General features: G+C 39.0%; 17 protein-coding genes and 1 pseudogene. 4 read left to right on the forward strand and 14 right to left on the reverse strand.

What is annotated here, in order from left to right; genetic code table 11:
- Positions 1 to 643: 643 nt before the first annotated feature.
- The gene (locus tag ACTB0Y_RS00970) at positions 644 to 1,477 is read right to left on the reverse strand and encodes a CvfB family protein (protein ID WP_463204911.1); all 834 of its coding nucleotides are present in this window, start codon (positions 1,475 to 1,477) and stop codon (positions 644 to 646) included.
- Positions 1,478 to 1,596: 119 nt separating this feature from the next.
- Here ACTB0Y_RS00970 and ACTB0Y_RS00975 point away from each other — a divergent pair, with 119 nt between their 5' ends.
- Positions 1,597 to 2,091 (forward strand): hypothetical protein, encoded by a 495-nt coding sequence (locus tag ACTB0Y_RS00975; protein WP_463204912.1) that lies wholly within the window; start codon positions 1,597 to 1,599, stop codon positions 2,089 to 2,091.
- A gap of 101 nt (positions 2,092 to 2,192) precedes the next feature.
- On the opposite strand, the pseudogene ACTB0Y_RS00980 reads toward ACTB0Y_RS00975, so the two are convergent.
- From ACTB0Y_RS00980 to ACTB0Y_RS01030, 11 genes and pseudogenes are all read right to left on the reverse strand, one after another.
- A pseudogene (locus ACTB0Y_RS00980) lies at positions 2,193 to 2,469 on the reverse strand (type II toxin-antitoxin system YafQ family toxin).
- Positions 2,469 to 2,669, reverse strand: a complete 201-nt coding sequence (locus tag ACTB0Y_RS00985) for a hypothetical protein (RefSeq protein ID WP_463204913.1) — start codon at positions 2,667 to 2,669, stop codon at positions 2,469 to 2,471. The pseudogene ACTB0Y_RS00980 and the gene ACTB0Y_RS00985 overlap by 1 nt, the downstream one beginning before the upstream one ends.
- A 460-nt stretch (positions 2,670 to 3,129) precedes the next feature.
- On the reverse strand, positions 3,130 to 3,819 hold the full coding sequence (locus ACTB0Y_RS00990; RefSeq protein WP_463204914.1) for a LytR/AlgR family response regulator transcription factor: 690 nt from the start codon (positions 3,817 to 3,819) through the stop codon (positions 3,130 to 3,132).
- Positions 3,809 to 4,840, reverse strand: coding sequence for a sensor histidine kinase (locus ACTB0Y_RS00995; protein ID WP_463204915.1), 1,032 nt, complete (start codon positions 4,838 to 4,840; stop codon positions 3,809 to 3,811). The genes ACTB0Y_RS00990 and ACTB0Y_RS00995 overlap by 11 nt, the downstream gene beginning before the upstream one ends.
- Before the next feature lie 11 nt (positions 4,841 to 4,851).
- A complete protein-coding gene (locus ACTB0Y_RS01000) occupies positions 4,852 to 5,457 on the reverse strand; it encodes a hypothetical protein (RefSeq protein WP_463204916.1) in 606 nt (201 codons plus the stop codon).
- 396 nt (positions 5,458 to 5,853) lie between these two features.
- On the reverse strand, positions 5,854 to 6,867 hold the full coding sequence (locus ACTB0Y_RS01005; RefSeq protein ID WP_463204917.1) for a potassium channel family protein: 1,014 nt from the start codon (positions 6,865 to 6,867) through the stop codon (positions 5,854 to 5,856).
- 1 nt (position 6,868) lies between these two features.
- Positions 6,869 to 8,134, reverse strand: a complete 1,266-nt coding sequence (locus ACTB0Y_RS01010) for a DUF2851 family protein (protein ID WP_463204918.1) — start codon at positions 8,132 to 8,134, stop codon at positions 6,869 to 6,871.
- 123 nt (positions 8,135 to 8,257) lie between these two features.
- Positions 8,258 to 8,968: a dipeptidase PepE gene (gene pepE, locus ACTB0Y_RS01015; RefSeq protein ID WP_463204919.1), complete on the reverse strand. Its 711-nt coding sequence runs from the start codon at positions 8,966 to 8,968 to the stop codon at positions 8,258 to 8,260.
- Positions 8,969 to 8,996: 28 nt separating this feature from the next.
- Positions 8,997 to 9,812, reverse strand: a complete 816-nt coding sequence (locus ACTB0Y_RS01020; RefSeq protein ID WP_463204920.1) for a peptidylprolyl isomerase — start codon at positions 9,810 to 9,812, stop codon at positions 8,997 to 8,999.
- 7 nt (positions 9,813 to 9,819) lie between these two features.
- The gene (gene rsgA, locus ACTB0Y_RS01025) at positions 9,820 to 10,776 is read right to left on the reverse strand and encodes a ribosome small subunit-dependent GTPase A (RefSeq protein WP_463204921.1); all 957 of its coding nucleotides are present in this window, start codon (positions 10,774 to 10,776) and stop codon (positions 9,820 to 9,822) included.
- A 30-nt stretch (positions 10,777 to 10,806) separates the two neighbouring features.
- The gene (locus tag ACTB0Y_RS01030; protein WP_463204922.1) at positions 10,807 to 11,619 is read right to left on the reverse strand and encodes a DUF2797 domain-containing protein; all 813 of its coding nucleotides are present in this window, start codon (positions 11,617 to 11,619) and stop codon (positions 10,807 to 10,809) included.
- A 308-nt stretch (positions 11,620 to 11,927) separates the two neighbouring features.
- On the opposite strand from ACTB0Y_RS01030, the gene ACTB0Y_RS01035 reads away from it, so the two are divergent.
- The 3 genes from ACTB0Y_RS01035 to ACTB0Y_RS01045 are packed head-to-tail and all read left to right on the forward strand — an operon-like array spanning position 11,928 to position 16,037.
- Positions 11,928 to 12,932, forward strand: coding sequence for a bifunctional heptose 7-phosphate kinase/heptose 1-phosphate adenyltransferase (locus ACTB0Y_RS01035; RefSeq protein WP_463204923.1), 1,005 nt, complete (start codon positions 11,928 to 11,930; stop codon positions 12,930 to 12,932).
- A gap of 17 nt (positions 12,933 to 12,949) precedes the next feature.
- Entirely contained in the window at positions 12,950 to 15,250 is a 2,301-nt protein-coding gene (locus ACTB0Y_RS01040) for a M1 family aminopeptidase (protein ID WP_463204924.1), read from the forward strand.
- A gap of 1 nt (position 15,251) precedes the next feature.
- On the forward strand, positions 15,252 to 16,037 hold the full coding sequence (locus tag ACTB0Y_RS01045) for an alpha/beta fold hydrolase (protein WP_463204925.1): 786 nt from the start codon (positions 15,252 to 15,254) through the stop codon (positions 16,035 to 16,037).
- A gap of 210 nt (positions 16,038 to 16,247) precedes the next feature.
- Here ACTB0Y_RS01045 and ACTB0Y_RS01050 read toward each other — a convergent pair whose 3' ends face one another.
- Together ACTB0Y_RS01050 and ACTB0Y_RS01055 are read right to left on the reverse strand one after the other, a co-directional pair.
- Positions 16,248 to 17,189, reverse strand: coding sequence for a sulfotransferase family protein (locus ACTB0Y_RS01050; protein WP_463204926.1), 942 nt, complete (start codon positions 17,187 to 17,189; stop codon positions 16,248 to 16,250).
- 9 nt (positions 17,190 to 17,198) lie between these two features.
- Positions 17,199 to 18,527, reverse strand: coding sequence for a flippase (locus tag ACTB0Y_RS01055; protein WP_463204927.1), 1,329 nt, complete (start codon positions 18,525 to 18,527; stop codon positions 17,199 to 17,201).
- Between the last annotated feature and the right edge of the window lie 164 nt (positions 18,528 to 18,691).

Below are 18,691 nucleotides of genomic sequence, written 5' to 3' on the forward strand. Positions count from 1 at the left end.
TTAAGCAGTCGAAATAATAAAAACAACCAATAGTGTCTCATCATGCATGATGGGACACTAGGTAAGACTTATTCTATCCGTTACAATTTTTTTATCCTTCCTGACTTGTCCACCTTTTCATAAACTCGCTGAATTATGGTTGTAAATCAGTGACTTACGGGTAATCAGGCTCATGTTTGCCACACTAATATGCTATTATTCTTTAGATTTTAAGAAAACAATAAAATTAAAACCTGATGTTTTAATATTGTAAGAATTATTAAAGTAACTACGGTATTTAAACGCGCCTCAAGCCGGCTTGGCTCTTCATTTTTGGCTTGAACCAAAAACGAAGCAACCGCGTGCCGCCTTAGCTATAGCGGTGGCGCAAAAATTCAAGGCTTAGTATTTTGAGCGACCTTCATTTCTTTCATAAGCTAAATTAAAATAACTCACGGATGCTGTTAATGCTGTTGCATTAAACTAAAATATTACGCATCCGTTCAAACAGATTTTAATTTTTCGCTTATTTCAAGATGAAGGTGCCCGCTCAAAACACTTAGGCCAATCCAGCTCAGTCCCTGTAATAGTTCAATAAGGATTCAAGTGTAATTCTTATGTTTTTTTATAACCAAATACAATTTGTCGCACTAAATTGGACAAGTTAGGAGGTAAGACTTATTTTATCCGTTTCAATTTCAATTTTTTTATCCTTGTAAAGTTTGCCCACAGCTTTTTTAAATATTTTTTTACTTACGTTAAAAGCGTTTTTTATGGTTTCCGGATCGCTTTTGTCTGTAATAGAAATTGTGCCACCCTGCTCTTTAATGTAACGGAGTAAGATATCGGAGAAATCTTCCACGGCCGTATAGCCGGGTTTTTGCAGCGTAAGGTCCAGTTTTTGGTCTTCCCGAACCTTTTTTACATAAGCCTTGCCTCTTACGCCGCGCCTTACAGGACTAAAAACTTCATCGTGGTAAATCATGCCCCACACATGCTCGTTGACTAAAACCCGGTATCCAATGGAGTTTTTAAACACCGGGAAAATTTCGACTTCGTCTCCCGGCTCATAATTAACAGGAGATTGATCCAGAAACTTGTCTGTTTTGGAAGTGGCCACAATACGATTGGTTTCCTCATCCAAATAGATGTACACAAAATATTTTTCACCGATTTCAATATCGTGTCGTTGTTCGCTATAAGGCAAAAGCAAATCCTTCGGTAGGCCCCAATTCAAAAAAGCGCCAAATCGATTAACGGCCACGGCCTCGAGCAAGGCAAAATCTCCTACGGTAGCCAATGGTTTTTCGGTAGTGGCTATTAGCCGGTCCTCAGAATCGAGATACAGAAATATTTCCAACTCATCGTCCACCTTAGTATTTTCAGGCACATAACGAGTCGGGAGCAAAATTTCACCAAGCTCTTCCCCGTCGAGATATAGACCAAAATCCACTGATTTTACTACCTTTAAGGTATTGTATTGTCCTATTTTTACCATATCATAAAATATTGTGGTGCAAAGTTAGTATTTATTTGTAAGGAACTATTCAACAGGCAATTCTTATCAAAACCGTAAAAAGAGAAAATATTATTTATTTTAAGCTGGGTAAGCCACCAATGAACATCATTATGGCTGCTGTTTTTTTTCTGCTTATTGGTGTTATCCTGGCCATGAAGCTATGGTTTTTAAAAATTCCATTGATGGTTTCGGGGCTGGCCTTAATCACCAGCCGCGACAGGTTGGCTGTAGATTTTGAGAACAGGCGTTTTATGAAATATGCGTTGATTTTAGGCTACCGATGGGGTAAATGGCAATCTGTAGAACAAGCCAAATATGTTTCCCTTGTCAGGATACGTATGCATAGAAATGAGAACTTCATCAGCATTACCCGGCACCGCACTTCAGCTATGGTTAAGGCTAACTTAATATTTTCTAAAAAACGTTATGTCACACTATTTCGTGAAAAAGGGATCAATGCCCTTGAAATGGTGAAAACCATTGCGCTTGGATTTGATCTTAAAGTGTTGGATTTGACGGGTAAGGGGAAACATTGGATTGAGCCCAATATTTTGCATGGTCGTTTCGATGGCACTGAAACGAGTTGGGAGTAGGTTGCTCTCGCTTTCGGGTTTTTGTTTCGGCCAATTTGGAAACGCCCACAGCCCAAAGGGCTGACAGGGTAAATGGTTGTCTTCAGAATCACGATTTATGTTTATTTGAAAAGGTCGCTGTGTGTGCCCGTATCGAGGAACAATAATGTCAATGTAGTATCGTCTTGTTGCCAAATTAAGAGCCAATCAGGTTTTATGTGACATTCCCAGCAGTTACTGTAATTTGCCAGTTAACTTATGTGATTTATATATTTTTGGTAGTTGACCATTGTTTTGAAGCAGATCTACAACTTTGGCTAAATTGTCAAGATTAAATCCTCTTTTCTTGCATCGTTTTACTGACTTCTTGAATTGATTCGTATACTTAATTTCATACATTATTTAAGACAATTGGAAATTAGGTCTTCTGCATCTTTAGCACTGTGAATATTTCCGTTTTCAGCATCCAACAAGGCTTTATCAATACCTGATTGATGTTTTTTTTCAATTTTGACAACATCTCCCATTGCTTTCATTAGTGAAATAAGATGTTTGCCGGCATTTGATTGCTCGTCAATATTTATTGTATATCGTGCCATATTGTTTTTTTTATGCAAAATTAGTGATTTTTCTACCTATTAATACGTATTTAGATTTTAAATGTTTTAGGGTATAACCAAAGCCTTACTGTTACCATCCCTGTGGCAAATTGGGAGGAGCCAGAGGCGGGAAGCCAGGAAAAATGAACCAGCTGTTACTTCTGCGACGGTTTGCACATCTTCCGCCGATGATTTTTTTCTTACATCGTATCACCGTCCAGACACGGCGGTTTTGTGGCGTTGCCACAATCCCGGGGGCAACGTCCTGGGTAAATGTCGTAATGACGGACCGAAGCCCTGAAAGGGCGTTAGCAGGGATTGCCCGGTTTTCGGTAGGTTATGCACATTCGTTGTTTTTTTGCACGGTTGTTAATATTCGTACGGTCGGTGGTTTGCGCACATTTGATGGTTTTTCGCACTATTTGCAGACAAATGCACACTGCGATGATTAATCAATCAATTAGCCTTCTAAATTTTTTATTAATGTTTTCTTAAATGAAGGACCTATTGGTATATTTTCCTGTCCAATTACAATCAAATTGCCCTTGATTAGTTCAATTTTAGAAACGACAACTATGAATGATTTATGAACTTGAATAAACTCCTTGTCAGGTAAATTTTGAAATAGGTTTTTTAAGGTTTCATGCACAGTAATTGATTTTTCCTGATAATGCACTTTAATATAATCACCTAATGCTTCTATGAACTTTATTTCACTTAATGCAATCCGATATATTTTTTTATCTGATTTAAAAAGTAAAAAACCAGAATGCTCATTCTTTTCTGTAGCCACATTTAATTTATCAGCAGCTTTATAAACAGCTTTCATAAATCGTTCGTAAGGAAAGGGTTTCAACAAATAGTCAATGGCATCCAAATTAAAACCCTGCACTGCATATTCACTATAGGCGGTTGTGAAAATTACGTAAGGAGGGTTAATTAAGCTTTTGTAAAATTGTATTCCGTCAATTTCAGGCATTTCGATATCCAAAAATATCAAATCAATATCGGCATCCACTAATGCTTTGGTTGCTTCTTGCGCATTTTTGAATGTATTTACCAGTTCCAGCAGCGGACATTGCAATATATACTTTTGCAATTGTTCTCTGGCAATTGGTTCGTCGTCAACAATAATACATCTATAAGTCATTGTAGATTATTATTTGAGCATGAAATGTTGTGACATGCTGCTTATAAACAAATTTGTGTTTTTTTGGATAAATAAGATTCAATCGTTCTTTAATGTTATTCAAACCCGACCCATTGGCAAATATTGTGTTCGTATTTGCCTTCTCCATTGAGTTACGGACATTAAATTCTATCTTTTCCTCATTTGATTCTAACGTTATTTCAATCCATGGATTTGTGTTCTTTGATGAAATTCCATGCTTAAAGCAATTTTCAACTAAAGGAAGTAAAAGTAAAGGCGCTATTGGGTTTTCTGTTTGGACATCCCATTCAAACCTGATTTTAACATTGTCTTCAATTCTTTTGCGCTGTAAACTAAGATAGTTCTCGATAAGATTAACTTCCTCTGTGATTTTCACCTGATCTTGTCTCGCCTGATATATCATAAACCTGAGGATATCAGATAACTGAACTGTTGCCTCTTCAGCTTTTTTTGAATTCTTTCCAATTAAAGAAAAAACAACATTGAGGCTATTAAACAAAAAATGGGGATTTATATGGTCCTTTAAAGACTTAAGTTCTATTTTTGTTTTTTCTTCCTCTAAACGGGCTAGTTGTGTTTGTATTTCCAATTGTCTGAACCTGTCTCTTGACATTTTCAACAACGTTGTCAAGACCATAAAAACTAAGAAAAATAAAAGAATTTCTTCATATTTATAGCTGGAAATTATGTAATAGCTCGGGAAAATCAAATCCACAATGTTGTTAAAAATCAGCTCGTTAAACAAAGCACCAATAAAAATCAGTGCAATAAAAGCTATGGAGTAAATGGCATACCTGTTTTTATGAAGCAAAAAAGGGATAAGTAATAAACGGTTTAAGTATACAGGAATGGCAAGTGAGAATACAAACAGGCTTGTATAGATATAATCGATAGTGAAATAAGAATTATCTATGGAAAAAATACTTAATAATATTGTATAACTCAACACCCAAAAGGAAAGGTGTAAAACTACAGAACTGTATATGAATTTTTTAAGCATAATCTGTTTCATTATTCTTTACGAATATAAATTTCTGGTTTTTCTTCAAAAAGGAATGGGTCATCCTCATATTTTTCGAGAAACTTCTGTAGAATGTCAGTTGGAGCCATTAAAAGTAAATGCGAATCATGCATTTTGTATTTCATTCTCAATTCCCGGGTTCCAATAAGAGATTTAATATAGTTGAAATCAAAAGCGTAGAGGCTCAAGGTATCTCCAACTCTTTTTGTCCTGCAAAATGCATGTACAGGGTAATAGCATATTTCTGCCAAATCATTATCAAAATCATGAGATTCGGGAAAAAAATCCAGATATTTATGAGCACCAATTTTTGTCAAATGAACGGCAAAGGTTGCAGTATCTTTATCATATGCGGTCCACAGATAAATTTTTTTCCTTTCTTGTTTCATGTCTTTTTTTCGCTCAATTGTCTCAATTTTAAAGGATATGGTTTTGGTCACCAGTTTCTTATTATCATTTTCATTGTACCAATTACCATTTAATCCAGGGTCGTGAATTAAATTTTCTTCATCATAAATTGGATTTAATGAGGCAATGCAACTACTCATTAACACAGCCATTAGTAGAAGGGCTAAAATTTGAATTAAGGTTTTCATAATGTGACTTTTAAATTGTTTAGTAACAAAGAAAAATGATAGTTTGAATCCTGCCAATTTTTTTCGTTGAAGCACAAATTTTTGTCGATGAAAATATCATTGATTCGGGTTTAATGCAAAATTACCCAAAGTGGCAAGTAAAGGTATCTTTTCTAATCCTATTTTTTATAGGCCTGCCAAATAACTTTTATCCAAAACCGCGTGAAACGGCTACGGATGAGTTACCGGTTAGACACGGTCTGTGTTTGCCAATGAATTTCTGGGTGTTTTTTGTTTTCGTGTAGGTAATTCGGTTACACACGCCGTGTTTTATTCATCTGTTTGGCCGTTTCCGGAAAGTTTTTATCCACCAAGTACGATGGAGGCGCTAAGCGGGATATCTCTTCGTTTGTTTTTCTAATCGGCTCTTTCAAAAAGTGCTTCTTTCAGGCGTTTTATTTGTGCGTTATTACCCATTACAAAAAGTCGGTCAGAGCAGTTGAGAATTACATCAGCCGAAGGATTGAAAATGATGGAACCATCCTCTTTGCGCATGCCAATAATATTTGCACCTGTAGTGGCACCAAGATTCATGGCGCGAATAGATTTGTTAAGATAGCATTGCGAGAGCTCTGTGCAATATAATTGTTCCAGATGCACGTTAGCTTTTTGATCGAGCAGAAGATCGATAAATTTTAGGGTAATGGGTTGTGTAACACCTTTGGCCATCCGGCTCCCGCCCATCCGGTCTGACATTATTACGTTATCGGCCCCGGCACGGCGTAATTTGAGGTCTGAGTTATCGCGTACTGCACGGCTTATTATTCGTACTTTTGGATTTATTTTACGCGCCGTAATGATGATCATTAAGTTAGCGGCATCATTGGGTAGTGTGGTGATGAGTGCCCTGGCTTTTCTCAGTCCGGCCTGATTAAGAGCCTCGTCGGCTGTGCCCAACTCCCTGATATATGGCCCGATTTTGTTTGCTCTGATATCGTTAATGCGACCTTCTTCTTTTTCTACAATCACGAAAGGTGAGTTATGTCTTTTGAGTTCTTCTACAGCCCTACCTCCGGTGCGTCCCCATCCAAAAACAATAACATGTTTGTGCATTTTATCAACTCGTTTGCGCATTTTATAGTCAAGATAATAGTTTCGAAAATTACCATCGAACAAAAAGCGGGTAAGGCTCGATAGGGCATAAGCAAAAAGTCCGAAACTCATCATAATTAGAAATGCCGTAAAAATTTGTCCGGCCGGATCCAAATCGTGACCCTCTTTGAAGCCCACGGTTGATACGGTAATTATCGTCATATAAAAAGCTTCAATAAGCGTAAACCCTTCAATTGACATAAAGCCGATAATACCGAAAACCATAATCGATATCAATAAGAGGAAAGCTATGCGTATGTTTTGCGCTCTAAGTTTCATTTTACATTTCTTTGATAATATAGCCTCCTAAGCGGCAATCGAGGCAACGGTTTTTGCTGCAATATTCATTGTATAATTCCAGATAGGCCTGCGAATCGTAGGCTGTTTCAATCTCTGCACCAACCTTCTTCCATCTTTCAATTATACGGTTTTTTTCTGCGGGCAGGACTCGCATCCATGAAAAAATTTTCTTTTGTATTTCCTGATCATCGTAGTATTTACCTACAACAAATAAGAATGGAAACACGGAATTGATTATGATATTTTCAATAGACTTAATGCCCAATGGTTTTTTAAGCTTTTTCGATTTTTTTGTAAAGGTATAGTGTGTTTCCCAAAATACTGACACATTGGCTTTGAAAACTTTGGTAACTTCTTCTATGGTTTTTGCTTGTTTTAATATCTGTGTAAATTGCGTATTCCGACTCAGTAAGTCAGATAGTTGGGCTAGTCTAATGGTTGGAAAACTCACGGGGTGCATCCGCGCAAATTTCCATATGCTGGGCTCGAGTGGTTCAAAGTTGAATCGGGTGGCGAGATGGTTGAACTCTTTTTTTAATGCTTTTTCATAGTCTGATCTGGGTGTGTTGAGTAAGCCTGCAGTGCCAAGCAGCAAAGCCTCAATACGTTGGCGGTCATTGCCGAGCGTGCGGATATGTTTCAGGTTGATTTTCCGGCTTAATTGGTCGAATGGCTGAGCGTTGGTTTTGAAGCCCATGTTTCGGCATAGCATTCGAAAAAACACCTCATCAAGGTCATTGTTTGTTTGTGCCATCATGGATGTAACCACCTCGCTTTTTCTTTGAAGGCGCTGAATGAGCAATGTTTCAACCCACATGCTGCGAATCAGCGGGTCGACCTGGGCAAACTGGTCTTCGCAGGGAATCCATTTGCGCGATTTTGACAGCGTTTTGTAATTTGATGCAAGACGTTTGTCGTAGGGTAGTTCAACAGTGGGGATAATCGTGTTGTTTTGCCGCTTTATTTCTGCATCGTTTACAGCTACCACATGTAGAATTACATTGTTGTAAGCAGCATCGTTATCGTGTCCGTGCAAAAACCAATCGCTTGAACGCACGTGAATTTCAATGCTACCGGCCCATTCGGTATCTTCAATTTTAATACGCCCGTTAAAAAAATCAGGACCGGCATCGTGGTTGTGTGCGCCGGGGGATATCAATTCTACTTTTTGACCGTCTTTGGTCTCCAGTTTTTCCTGGTCGAAAAGTTTATGTTTCCAGAGATAATGCAGAAGCTGTTCTTCCATCGCTGTTTTTTTGCATGAAATTACGAAAAAATTCGTTGTTGCGAAAAAGATAAAAAATGAATGATTGTATAAATAAAAAACGGCCGCAATGTTTTTCTTGCAGCCGCTTTAGTTGTTTCATTTTTACTGTTTCATCAAGAAATTAAAATCATCATCGGATGAAAGCTCGTAAAATTCTTCGCCATATCTGAATATGCGACAGGTATGGTCTCCTTTGTGTGTGAGTTGGCCATTTTCGTAAATAAACATGGAGCCTTCGCGCAATCCGGCCACTGTAATGTCCTGATTTACAATTAAAAATTCTTCTATGCGCTGTTGTCTTGATTCTCCACCGTGCCCCTGAGCAGTTTTGTCAAGGTAATGGGGGTTGATTTGGAAAGGGATGAGGTTCAAAGCATCGAATCCTTTTGGGTCGATGATGGGCATATCGTTCGTGGTTTTTATGCTAGGACAGGTGAGGTTTGAGCCGGCACTCCATCCTATGTATGGTGTTCCATCTTCTGTTTTTGCACGGATTTGTTCAATCAGGCCATGACGGCGCACTTCGTGTAACAAGTGCCAGGTACTTCCTCCGCCAACTACAATGGCTTTGGCGTCTTGTACAGCTTTAACGGGGTCGTTAAAATGGTGAATTGAAACCACATCGTGTCCCACTTCGTTGAAACGTGTTTTGACTTTGGCTTCGTATTCATCATAAGTCATACTAACCCCTGCATAAGGTATAAAAAGCGCTTCGACGCGTTCTTTTCCCAGGAAATCGGCAATATCGTTTTTGCAATAGTCCAGGTAGGGTTCACCTGCCATGGTTGAGTTGCTGATCAGTAATAGTCTCATAGTTTTTATTTTTGTTTAGTGAATAAATTTAATCAATTACATGTACGGTCATGGAAATATCTTTTTTGGGCCAGTTTTTTCCGTCTACCTCAACAGCAGCGATGCTGTCTACCACATCTATACCTTCGATAACCTGACCGAAAACAGTGTGCTGTCCGTCGAGGTGTGCTGCCCCGCCAACAGTTTTGTAAAGTTCTCTTTGTGATTCAGTGAATTTTATGTTGTTGGTTTTTTCTATATCGTCCAGGTCATAGTCGTTGTATTTTGTGCCGTGCACAATAAAAAAATCATACGATGATGACCGTTTGTTGGGGTTGTCTTCATAATCGCGGGTCATGGATACGGCTCCGGGTTTATGATAATAACGGTTGGGCTGCATTTCTTCAGGTATGCTGTAATAACCCACTTTCCGTTTTATTGTTCTTCGTTCATAGGCATCGGAGTCGCCACCCTGTATAATAAAGTTATTTTCTACACGATAAAACACAGTTTCATCGTAAAAATCCCGGTTGGCCAGCATAATAAAATTGGCGCGGTGGAGTGGTGTCCCATCGTAAAGTCTTATTTTAATGTCACCCTTGGTGGTTTTGAGCACCACGATATTTTCCGGATGTTTTTTGCCATAGTCCGTGAGCACCTTCACTACATTGTCGTTGGAGAGGCGAGGGAATTGTTTCTTTTTGGGTGCTTTTTTAACCTTTTTTTTCCGGGGGGTGGTGTTTTGTTTTTGGGTAACCTTATTTTTTTCCGGTTTTTCTTTGGTTTCTGATTGGCTACCGCAACTTAGAACCAGCATGGCTGGAATTAAAATGTAAAAGCTTAATTTTGTTATACGTATAATCATATTTTTCTTACTGAGCATATATATCTTTTCGGTATTTGTCTCCTTCGTCGCCTTTCATGATGGTGAGGTAATTTTCGTATCGGGTAAAAGGGATTTCATTGTTTTCAACGGCTTCTTTTACGGCGCAACCGGGTTCATGGGTATGCGTGCAATTGTGAAAGCGGCAATTTTGACCGACTTCGAAAATTTCCGGGAAAAAATGCGAGAGTTCTTCTGCGCGGTCCACTTCTACAAGTCCAAAAGACCGTATACCCGGCGTGTCGATTATGTTGGCCCCAAAATCCAGTTCGTGCATTTCTGCAAAAGTAGTGGTGTGCTTGCCTTGTTGGTGTGCCTCGGAAATATCACCTATTTTCAGGCCCAGGCCAGGTTGCAGTTGGTTAAGCAAGGTGCTTTTGCCCACACCGGATTGTCCCACAATTACACTGGTGGTATTTTTCATTTTTCCTCTTACCTGGTCCAGATTAAGACCACTGACAGCGGATATCAACATAACCGGATATCCAATTGATTCATAGAGGTACTGATAGGCTTCGGCAAGTTCTTGTTGGTCCTCATCCAGCAAATCCATTTTGTTGAAGAGAATAACAGCGGGTATTCGGTATGATTCGGCCGTAACCAAAACGCGGTCGATAAACATCAATGGTGTTTCTGGTTCAGCCATAGCGGCCAGCAAAAAAACCTGATCGATATTGGAGGCAATGATGTGCGCTTGTTTCGATAATTTGGTGGCTTTACGAATTATGTAGTTTGTACGTGGTTCAAGGTCTGTAATAACGCCTGTTGGTTCATTGGGATTTGGTTCAACCACAACAACATCGCCAACGGCTATCGGATTGGTATTGCGAATACCTTTGATGCGAAACTTGCCTCTAACGGTACAATCCATTAACTGGCCGCTTTTGAGTTTTGCTGTGTGCCAGCTTCCCGTTGTTTTTATAACGACTCCTTTCAGTTTATCCATGAAGCAAATTTATTAATTTTATTTGCAAACTCATGAGCCCACTTCGTTCGGTTCAATGGTCAATTCAACTTCATAACCATTGTATTTGCGGATATTCATAACTTTTCCTTCATCAAAAATGAGGTATTGCCCACGAATACCCATTAATTTACCCGTGAAATCAGGATCTTTATCCAAATTAATAGATTTAACTTTTAATGGATATGCTTCAACAGGGTAGTGTATGTTGGTTATTGCGTCGTCATTTTCGGCATATTGTTTCAGATCGTCTGGAAGCATCTTCAGGGCTTCGTGCCGGGCTTGTGCCAAATCAGGTTCGCCTTCTGTTTTATTGGTAAGCATGGCCCGCCAATTGGTTTTATCATTCAGGTGCTTTTTGAGTGCAACTTCTACTTGTCCGGCGAGGTTTCGGTGAGGTGTGCGGGCAAGTTTTACAGCGCTTCTGGCGCCCTGGTCAATCCAGCGTGTGGGGACCTGGGTGTGCCGGGTTACGCCTACTTTCAGCCCGCCTGAAAGGGCCAGATAAACGAAATGATCGATGAGGTCGTGGGTTTTGGCCCATTCCATATCGCGCGAAATGCCCAAATGTGCCTGGTTTTTCTCCGGGTGAATGACGCTGGGATCGGTTTGCGGTAATTTTATGAAACAAGGATAGCAATAACCCTGAAAAAATGATGTTTTTGTTTTTCTTCCACAGTTGATGCAGTGGATGTTTCCGGTATGATGAATGGTAATGGTTTTCCCGATTTGCTCATTCATATTTATTTGATGAACGTCGAGGTTCAGCGTATAATTGACAGGCTCCCTGAGTTCAGTAGCCATTTTTAAAAGATGTCCCTTCATTGGAATAAAAATTTGTATTTAAATGGACTTATGTTTGGCAGAAATTCATACGAACATAGCTGTTTTCAGTTGATTATGCAAAAAATTCACTTCAAATCGGGTAACTACTGAGCGCTGAAATTTTTCTACTATGGGGACTTGTGATTATGGCAAAATTTTACTGAAATTTGTTTTCAACAAAAATGGCATAAAACGCTATGTTTTAAGCTTGCGGATGCGATATAGCTTTTAAAATATTCCACCTTTTTTGATCGAAGGTTTAATTTGATTTGAATTAATACTAATTTTGTCACTTTAAAGCATTCGATATGGACAGTTTAGCACAAATATTTGAGACTTTTTCTGCAAAAAAGATATTCGTTGTTGGTGATGTAATGATTGACTCCTACATGTGGGGAAAAACTGAACGGATTTCTCCTGAAGCTCCGGTACCTGTAGTTTCGGTTACCGACAAAGAAAATCGTTTGGGCGGTGCAGCCAATGTGGGGTTGAACATTAAAGCCATGGGTGCTGAACCTGTATTGTGTGCCATTATTGGTGACGATGTACAGGGACAAATTTTCCGTAATTTGCTTGATAAGCGACAAATGACCGATAAAGGGTTGATGGAAACTACAGACCGGCCTACAACCGTAAAAACAAGAGTTATTGCTTCGAGCCAGCATCTTTTGCGGGTCGATGAGGAAAAAAGCGAATCCGTACCAAAAGAAACGGCCCGGCAATTTGCTAAACGTACGATAGCCCTTATGGAAAAAGAAAAGCCCGATGCTTTGGTATTTGAAGATTACGACAAAGGAAATATTACACCTGAGGTGATACAAATTATTGTAGAAAAAGCAAATGAGATGAATATTCCCGTGCTGGTTGATCCCAAGAAACGCAATTTTTTCGATTATAAAAATGTTACCCTTTTTAAGCCAAATTTTAAAGAGCTGGTAGAAGGGATGAAAATTTCAATTCAAAAAACCGATACTGAGGCCGTGGCCAACGCAGCATCTAAACTCAAGGAACAACTCAAGGCTAAATATGTTATGGTTACCCTGTCAGAGGCCGGAGTATTGCTTACCAACGGGGAAAGCCAATATACCATGCCTGCACAAAAACGCGAAATTGCAGATGTTTCGGGAGCAGGGGATACGGTAATTAGTGTGTTGGCTTGCTGTATGGCCGGGAAACTCGATGCTCAAAAAAGCACTGTTATTGCTAATATAGCAGGCGGACAGGTTTGTGAGAAAGTAGGCGTAGTTCCTGTAAACAAAGCACAGCTTTTGGCCGAGAGTGAGCTATATTTTGAAAAGCACTCCATATTTTAAATCAAAATTATAACCGGATGAAAACGCTGTGGTTTTGTTTGTTACTGCTATTTATTTTTACAACAGGCTTCGGCCAGAATAATTATCGCGACCAGATTGATGTGCAACATTATGATATCAACCTGGATATTTCCAGCCTGGGAAACTACACCCTAAGTGGTTATACCGAAATTATTTTTCGTGTGGTTGATGAGCCCCTGGAGGAGGTTGCCTTTGATTTGTACAAGTATCATATTGATTCTATTGCATTTAATGGGCAAATAATTCAGACTTATGAATATGATGATACGGTAATTATTTTTAATCCTCCGGAGCCTATTTCACCTGGCCAGAATGATACCTGTACTATTTTTTATTATGGTTATGGTTCCACAGAACCAGAAGGTGGATGGGGAGGAGTACATTTTACCAACACCATGGTTTTTAATATGGGCGTAGCACTTAATGCTGTACCTCATGGATACGGCAGAGCCTGGTTTCCCTGTATTGATAATTTCACCGACCGGGCAACATACGACTTTAATATAATTACACGGAATGATCACCGGGCTGTAGCATCAGGTCAGCTCCAGGGAGTAAGTAATTATGGCGAAGATGAACTGCTGTGGCATTGGTCTCTTAGTCAAACATCGCCAACTTACCTGGTTTCTTTTGCTGTCGGACCTTTTACCCTTAACGACACTCTTTATAGTGGAATGAATGGCGATATTCCTGTTGAATATTATGCAGTGAATCAGGACAGTTCTGCTGCAGCTACAACTTTCGCCGATGTACCTGAGATGCTGGCCCTTTTCGAAGAAAAATTTGGACCTTACCATTGGGAAAAGGCAGGATATACCGTAGTAGATTTTAACAGTGGTGCCATGGAGCATCTTACCAATATTGCCTATCCATCTTACGCATTGACAAATGATCCCGGCAATCAAACCCTTGTAGCCCATGAACTCTCGCATCATTGGTTTGGTAACCTTGTAACCTGCAACGACGCAGCTGATATGTGGCTCAACGAAGGCTGGGCAAGTTATTGTGAAGCCATTTACATGGAACATTTCCATGGTGAACGTCAATATCGCCAATATGTGAAAAATAATCAGATAAGCGTAGTCAACAGTGCTCACCAAACAGACAATGGCTACTGGGCGCTAAGCGACATGCCATATGATTTAACCTATTCCAAAACGGTTTACGACAAGGGTTCCATGGTTGTACATAACTTGCGATATTATATGGGTGATAGCCTGTTTTTTCCTGCAGTTAAGGATTATTTAGCTGTGTTTTCAGAAAATGATGCCTCCTCTGAAGTATTAAGAGACCATTTAAGCGCCCACAGCGGTGTGGATTTGACCGGATTTTTCGATAATTATGTTTTCAATGCTGGTTTTCCCCAGTATTCAATTGACTCAGTGATTTCATATGGCAGTGAAATACAAGTAACTGTTTCGCAACAGTCGGTTGGCCGGAAATTTACAGGCAACAATAATAAAGTGGCAATTGGTTTTATTGACGATACCTGGAATGTACATGAGTACTGGCTGGAATTTGACGGTTTGCACGGCAGCAAGTTTTTTAATCCGGGTTTTGAACCTGTTATGGTTGTGTTGGATCATTTCAATAAAACAGCCGGTCCTGTTTTTGATGATACCAGGATTTTGTATGATGGTAGCACCTATTATCCTTCCGGCATGGATCTTACAATAACGCCCCAAACAGTTACTGATTCTGTTTTAATTAATACAACCGAAATGTGGAAAGGCCCGGCAGAAAGCGGAGAAAATATTAACCATATTGAGGTGTTGGATTCAAAATGGTGGCGTATAACTTTCGATGCTAAAGGCGATTTTGATGCCCGCTGCCGTTTCGATTACCGGTTTTATGGAATGGATCACTTGAATTTACAGGTAGGCGACAGTCTCATGTTGGTATATCGGCCTGATGACGCATCGAAATGGCAATATGTGGAACAAACAGACTGGGGCGATATTTCTTTGGGCCATTTTACAATAGAGCACCTGGCGCCCGGAAGTTATGCCATAGCTCGCTGGAACGAAGCGTCCGCTGTGGAACAACCAAATAATACACACCAGATGAGGGCCTGGCCCAATCCTTCGAAAACGGGATTTTATATTCAAATCCCGGCTTGTACAAATTGCATCATCAAAGTGTTTAACCAACAAGGCAAACTGGTCGACGAAATTAAAAACATTACAGATTCTCAAGTGTATTATCGGGCAAAAGACATTTCTTCAGGAACTTATATTCTAAAGCTTATTAATGCCGACACTGCGGTAGATCAATGTAAAATCGTAAAAAGAAATTAATATGGCTGTTGTATACATATATGATAAGGAAGTGCATTACGCTGCAAAGGGAGAAGGTCCCGCGTTGCTATTGTTGCACGGTTATTTGGAATCGAAAGAGGTGTGGCAGGCATTTTCTTCTCAATTTGAAAATTACCGGGTTATTATGCCCGACTTACCGGGCCATGGCAGTTCTGCAGTTTTTACAGAAGTGCATACAATGGAATTTATGGCGGAGGCTGTGGCTGCCATTCTGGATAATGAAAACATTGAAAAATGTTTGATTTACGGGCATTCCATGGGTGGATATGTGGCAGAAGCCTTTGCCAGAAAATACCCGGATAGGATAAAAGCACTCGGATTAATTCATTCAACCATTTATCCCGACAACGAAGAGAAAAAGGCAAATCGCAAGCGCGAAATTGCTTTGCTGAGAGAAGGTAAGCAAAAGTTGGTGGTCTCCGGAATGCTGCCCAATATTGTGGCCAAATCAAATTTGGAGAAATTTAAGCCTGAATTGGAAAAAATAGTAACTCGTGCTTTAGCGTTTCCCGTAAATGGTATTATTGCGATACTAAATGGCATGATGCAACGACCCGGGCACGAAGTAGATCCTGAAACGCCTTTTCACCTGATCGGGAGCGACCAGGATAATTTTATTCCTGTAGCTGTTTATGAAAAAATGGCCGCCGACAACCCATCAATTTTCTTCGATATGATTGCGGGTGCCGGTCATGCTTCATTTATTGAAAAGCCCGAAACATTATTTCAAAAAATGCAACGGTTTATTGCCCAACAAGTTGATTAAGGAGGTATTAACCTTAATGTGAATCCCTTGCAAGCTAAATTATTAGCATTTTGAAATTAAAAATTAATACTTCATCAAGGTTTTATTCGTCGGAGGTTGATTTATAATAGGTGTTTACCTGATAAACGAATCAACAAATAATCAAGAACACAAAGTGGAATAAAACGAGTAACATGCGTAGGTTTCATTAGCCCAACATCGGGTATAGTTTTATTTTAACCAGTGCGATAGATCACGATTAATTAAATTACTTGTTTTTTCGATATCTTCTTTAAAAATATTTCGCAAGTAAGCACGGTCTTCTTTCGAAATATTGGGAATTTTATGGTCCTGGAAAAACAGGCGTTTAAGCTTATTTTTAGCTTTTTCGTTTAGCAATTCAGAAATTTTGTTTTTAATGCCGGTATTGACCATGAGTCGGTTTAGGTTTTTACTTTTGGGCATTAATGCGGCATTGTGCTTCTGATTGTCAATATTGGAGATTTGTTCTATTTCAAGAAAAGTACAAATTTCGTTAATTGTTTTTAAAGGGTCTTTTTTAAACTCGTCAAAGAGAATGATTTTAATTCGTTCTTTGGGGAAAGCCTCCATGTAACGTTTTATTTGCTCATAATATAAACTAAGCTCAATGAAAAGTTCAGATTTTCCCCATCCCTTTTTGTTTTGGTTTAAGTCTTTTTGGAGCGCCTTCCTGAATGGCAACTGAGTAAATCCAAACCTTACCGCCATCAGGTAGTGAGAATAGGTGCGCTCTGCGGGGTTTCTGAGGACAATAATAATTTTAGCATCCGGGTTAAATCTTTTGAGATTGCCTGCAGCTTCTTTCGAATAAAGATACGAGGTGCTGCATTCACCTATGGCTTTTTCTCCATCGGCCCACTGAAATAAATTGAGATATTGAGCTTTATCTCGTATAAAAACATTTTGTATACTGTCTCTGGGTTTATTTTGATAAAAACCTTGTGGCAGGTTATCAATATTGCGTTTGTAAATGGAGGTAAATTCGTTGGTTTTTATATCAGTTGAGAAATAATGCGGTTCTTTTACCGGGCTAAAATATAAATCGTTGTGTGTTTTGAGATACTGATAAAGCGATGTTGTGCCAGCTTTTGCAGCTCCTACTATAAAAAAATTGGGTATGTGGCTTTCCATAATCAGATACTACCGTGTTTTGTTTACATTGATAAACGGATAAGTTAAAAAACCGAATATACGGTAAATGGCCAAAACTGATGCCAAATTCCATAAAATGGTAGAAGTGGCAGTAGCAATCGCGGCTCCATTAATCCCGTATAGTGGAATTAGAATTAAATTAAGTAAAACATTGATAAAGGTACAAAGAGCAATTATATTCCGTGCGGTTTTTTGACGATTGGACATATTCAATATGTTAATGACCGATCCGGAAATGGTACTGAAAAATTGTCCAATTGCCAAAATTAAGAGCGCTGTGCGTCCTGCAGTGAAATCTTCGCCAAATATTCCCAACAAAAAAGATGGAAACAGTAAGATGGCAATTAAAATGGGAAGAGAAGTAAGGAACATCAGTAGTGTGGAATGTTTAACGAAACGCCGGAATTTTCCCATTTCATTTCGTTCAAAAAGCTCGGCAAATTTTGGCATGGCAATGCTGTTAATTGCTACCAGTATAACAGAATTTAGTGCTGCAATTTTTAATGCGGTGGCATATATTCCCACATTGGTTTCCGGCAAAAACGCACTAAGCATTATGGTATCTGTCCAATTCATCAGTAGAAAAAGCGAATTGGAAAACAGCATGGGAAGGGTCCAGTTAATTAATTGTTTGCTGGTATAGCCCTGTGCTTTATTTGTAAGGTCAGATTTGGGAAGCTTGTTCCTGAGATCAAAATAACTAATTATGCTTAATGTAACCAAAGCAATGCAAAGACTCCATATTGTACTTTCCAGGCCATAACCCTGATAATAGAAGACTACAATAAAAAGAAAAGTGATGATGTAAATTGAACCATTCTGGAAAAGAGAAAAAGACAATATTTTTTTCAGACCCTTCAGGCTTTCAGCGTGGTAATTTAGCATTACTAAAGGTATCAGCGACAAGGCGGTGAAAATAATATAGTTGCTTTTGGTGCTGGTTTCAAACAGAAGTTTACTGACAGGCTCCGACAATGCAGCTAAAAGCAAAGCAAACAGTGCAGCAATAATAAACAGCCACTTTTGTATTTTGTGAAACAAGCCTGCAATAAGCCCGCTTTTATGGCTTTCTTTATAAGCTCCCATGAACTTTACAATGGATGTATCAAAACCCATTTTGCTTATAACGGCAAGTATCATGAGTAGTGTCCAGAGTGTTTGAAACACACCAACGCCCTCAGTGCCATAATATTGGGCCATAATCCACAAAAAAAAGTAACCCACAACCACGCCCAGCACTTTAAAAAACAGAGCAATGGCACCTCCTTTAAAAAGCTCTTTCAGGTCAATGTCGTTATTTAATTTTTTGCGTAGCACTATGCAATTTTTAATGAGCTAAATTAATATTTTTATACAAACATACTGGTTTTACTTTCTTCAAACACTAAGAATACTGCCAGATTATGCAAAATTGGATAAATAAAAGAACGAAATCGCAGCAATTTTATATTTTTAACTTTATTTTGAGCATTCGTATATCG

The sequence above is a fragment of the Salinivirga sp. genome (genome assembly GCF_055145285.1).

What these genes read in the sequence shown, in the direction of transcription:
- ACTB0Y_RS01045 (WP_463204925.1), top strand. Translation starts at nt 15,252, where the DNA reads ATGGCTGTTGTATACATATATGATAAGGAAGTGCATTACGCTGCAAAG.
- ACTB0Y_RS01005 (WP_463204917.1), bottom strand. Translation starts at nt 6,867, where the DNA reads ATGAAACTTAGAGCGCAAAACATACGCATAGCTTTCCTCTTATTGATA.
- ACTB0Y_RS01000 (WP_463204916.1), bottom strand. Translation starts at nt 5,457, where the DNA reads ATGAAAACCTTAATTCAAATTTTAGCCCTTCTACTAATGGCTGTGTTA.
- ACTB0Y_RS01020 (WP_463204920.1), bottom strand. Translation starts at nt 9,812, where the DNA reads ATGATTATACGTATAACAAAATTAAGCTTTTACATTTTAATTCCAGCC.
- ACTB0Y_RS00975 (WP_463204912.1), top strand. Translation starts at nt 1,597, where the DNA reads ATGAACATCATTATGGCTGCTGTTTTTTTTCTGCTTATTGGTGTTATC.
- ACTB0Y_RS00985 (WP_463204913.1), bottom strand. Translation starts at nt 2,669, where the DNA reads ATGGCACGATATACAATAAATATTGACGAGCAATCAAATGCCGGCAAA.
- rsgA (WP_463204921.1), bottom strand. Translation starts at nt 10,776, where the DNA reads ATGGATAAACTGAAAGGAGTCGTTATAAAAACAACGGGAAGCTGGCAC.
- ACTB0Y_RS01035 (WP_463204923.1), top strand. Translation starts at nt 11,928, where the DNA reads ATGGACAGTTTAGCACAAATATTTGAGACTTTTTCTGCAAAAAAGATA.
- ACTB0Y_RS01010 (WP_463204918.1), bottom strand. Translation starts at nt 8,134, where the DNA reads ATGGAAGAACAGCTTCTGCATTATCTCTGGAAACATAAACTTTTCGAC.
- pepE (WP_463204919.1), bottom strand. Translation starts at nt 8,968, where the DNA reads ATGAGACTATTACTGATCAGCAACTCAACCATGGCAGGTGAACCCTAC.
- ACTB0Y_RS00970 (WP_463204911.1), bottom strand. Translation starts at nt 1,477, where the DNA reads ATGGTAAAAATAGGACAATACAATACCTTAAAGGTAGTAAAATCAGTG.
- ACTB0Y_RS00995 (WP_463204915.1), bottom strand. Translation starts at nt 4,840, where the DNA reads ATGCTTAAAAAATTCATATACAGTTCTGTAGTTTTACACCTTTCCTTT.
- ACTB0Y_RS01050 (WP_463204926.1), bottom strand. Translation starts at nt 17,189, where the DNA reads ATGGAAAGCCACATACCCAATTTTTTTATAGTAGGAGCTGCAAAAGCT.
- ACTB0Y_RS01030 (WP_463204922.1), bottom strand. Translation starts at nt 11,619, where the DNA reads ATGAAGGGACATCTTTTAAAAATGGCTACTGAACTCAGGGAGCCTGTC.
- ACTB0Y_RS01040 (WP_463204924.1), top strand. Translation starts at nt 12,950, where the DNA reads ATGAAAACGCTGTGGTTTTGTTTGTTACTGCTATTTATTTTTACAACA.
- ACTB0Y_RS00990 (WP_463204914.1), bottom strand. Translation starts at nt 3,819, where the DNA reads ATGACTTATAGATGTATTATTGTTGACGACGAACCAATTGCCAGAGAA.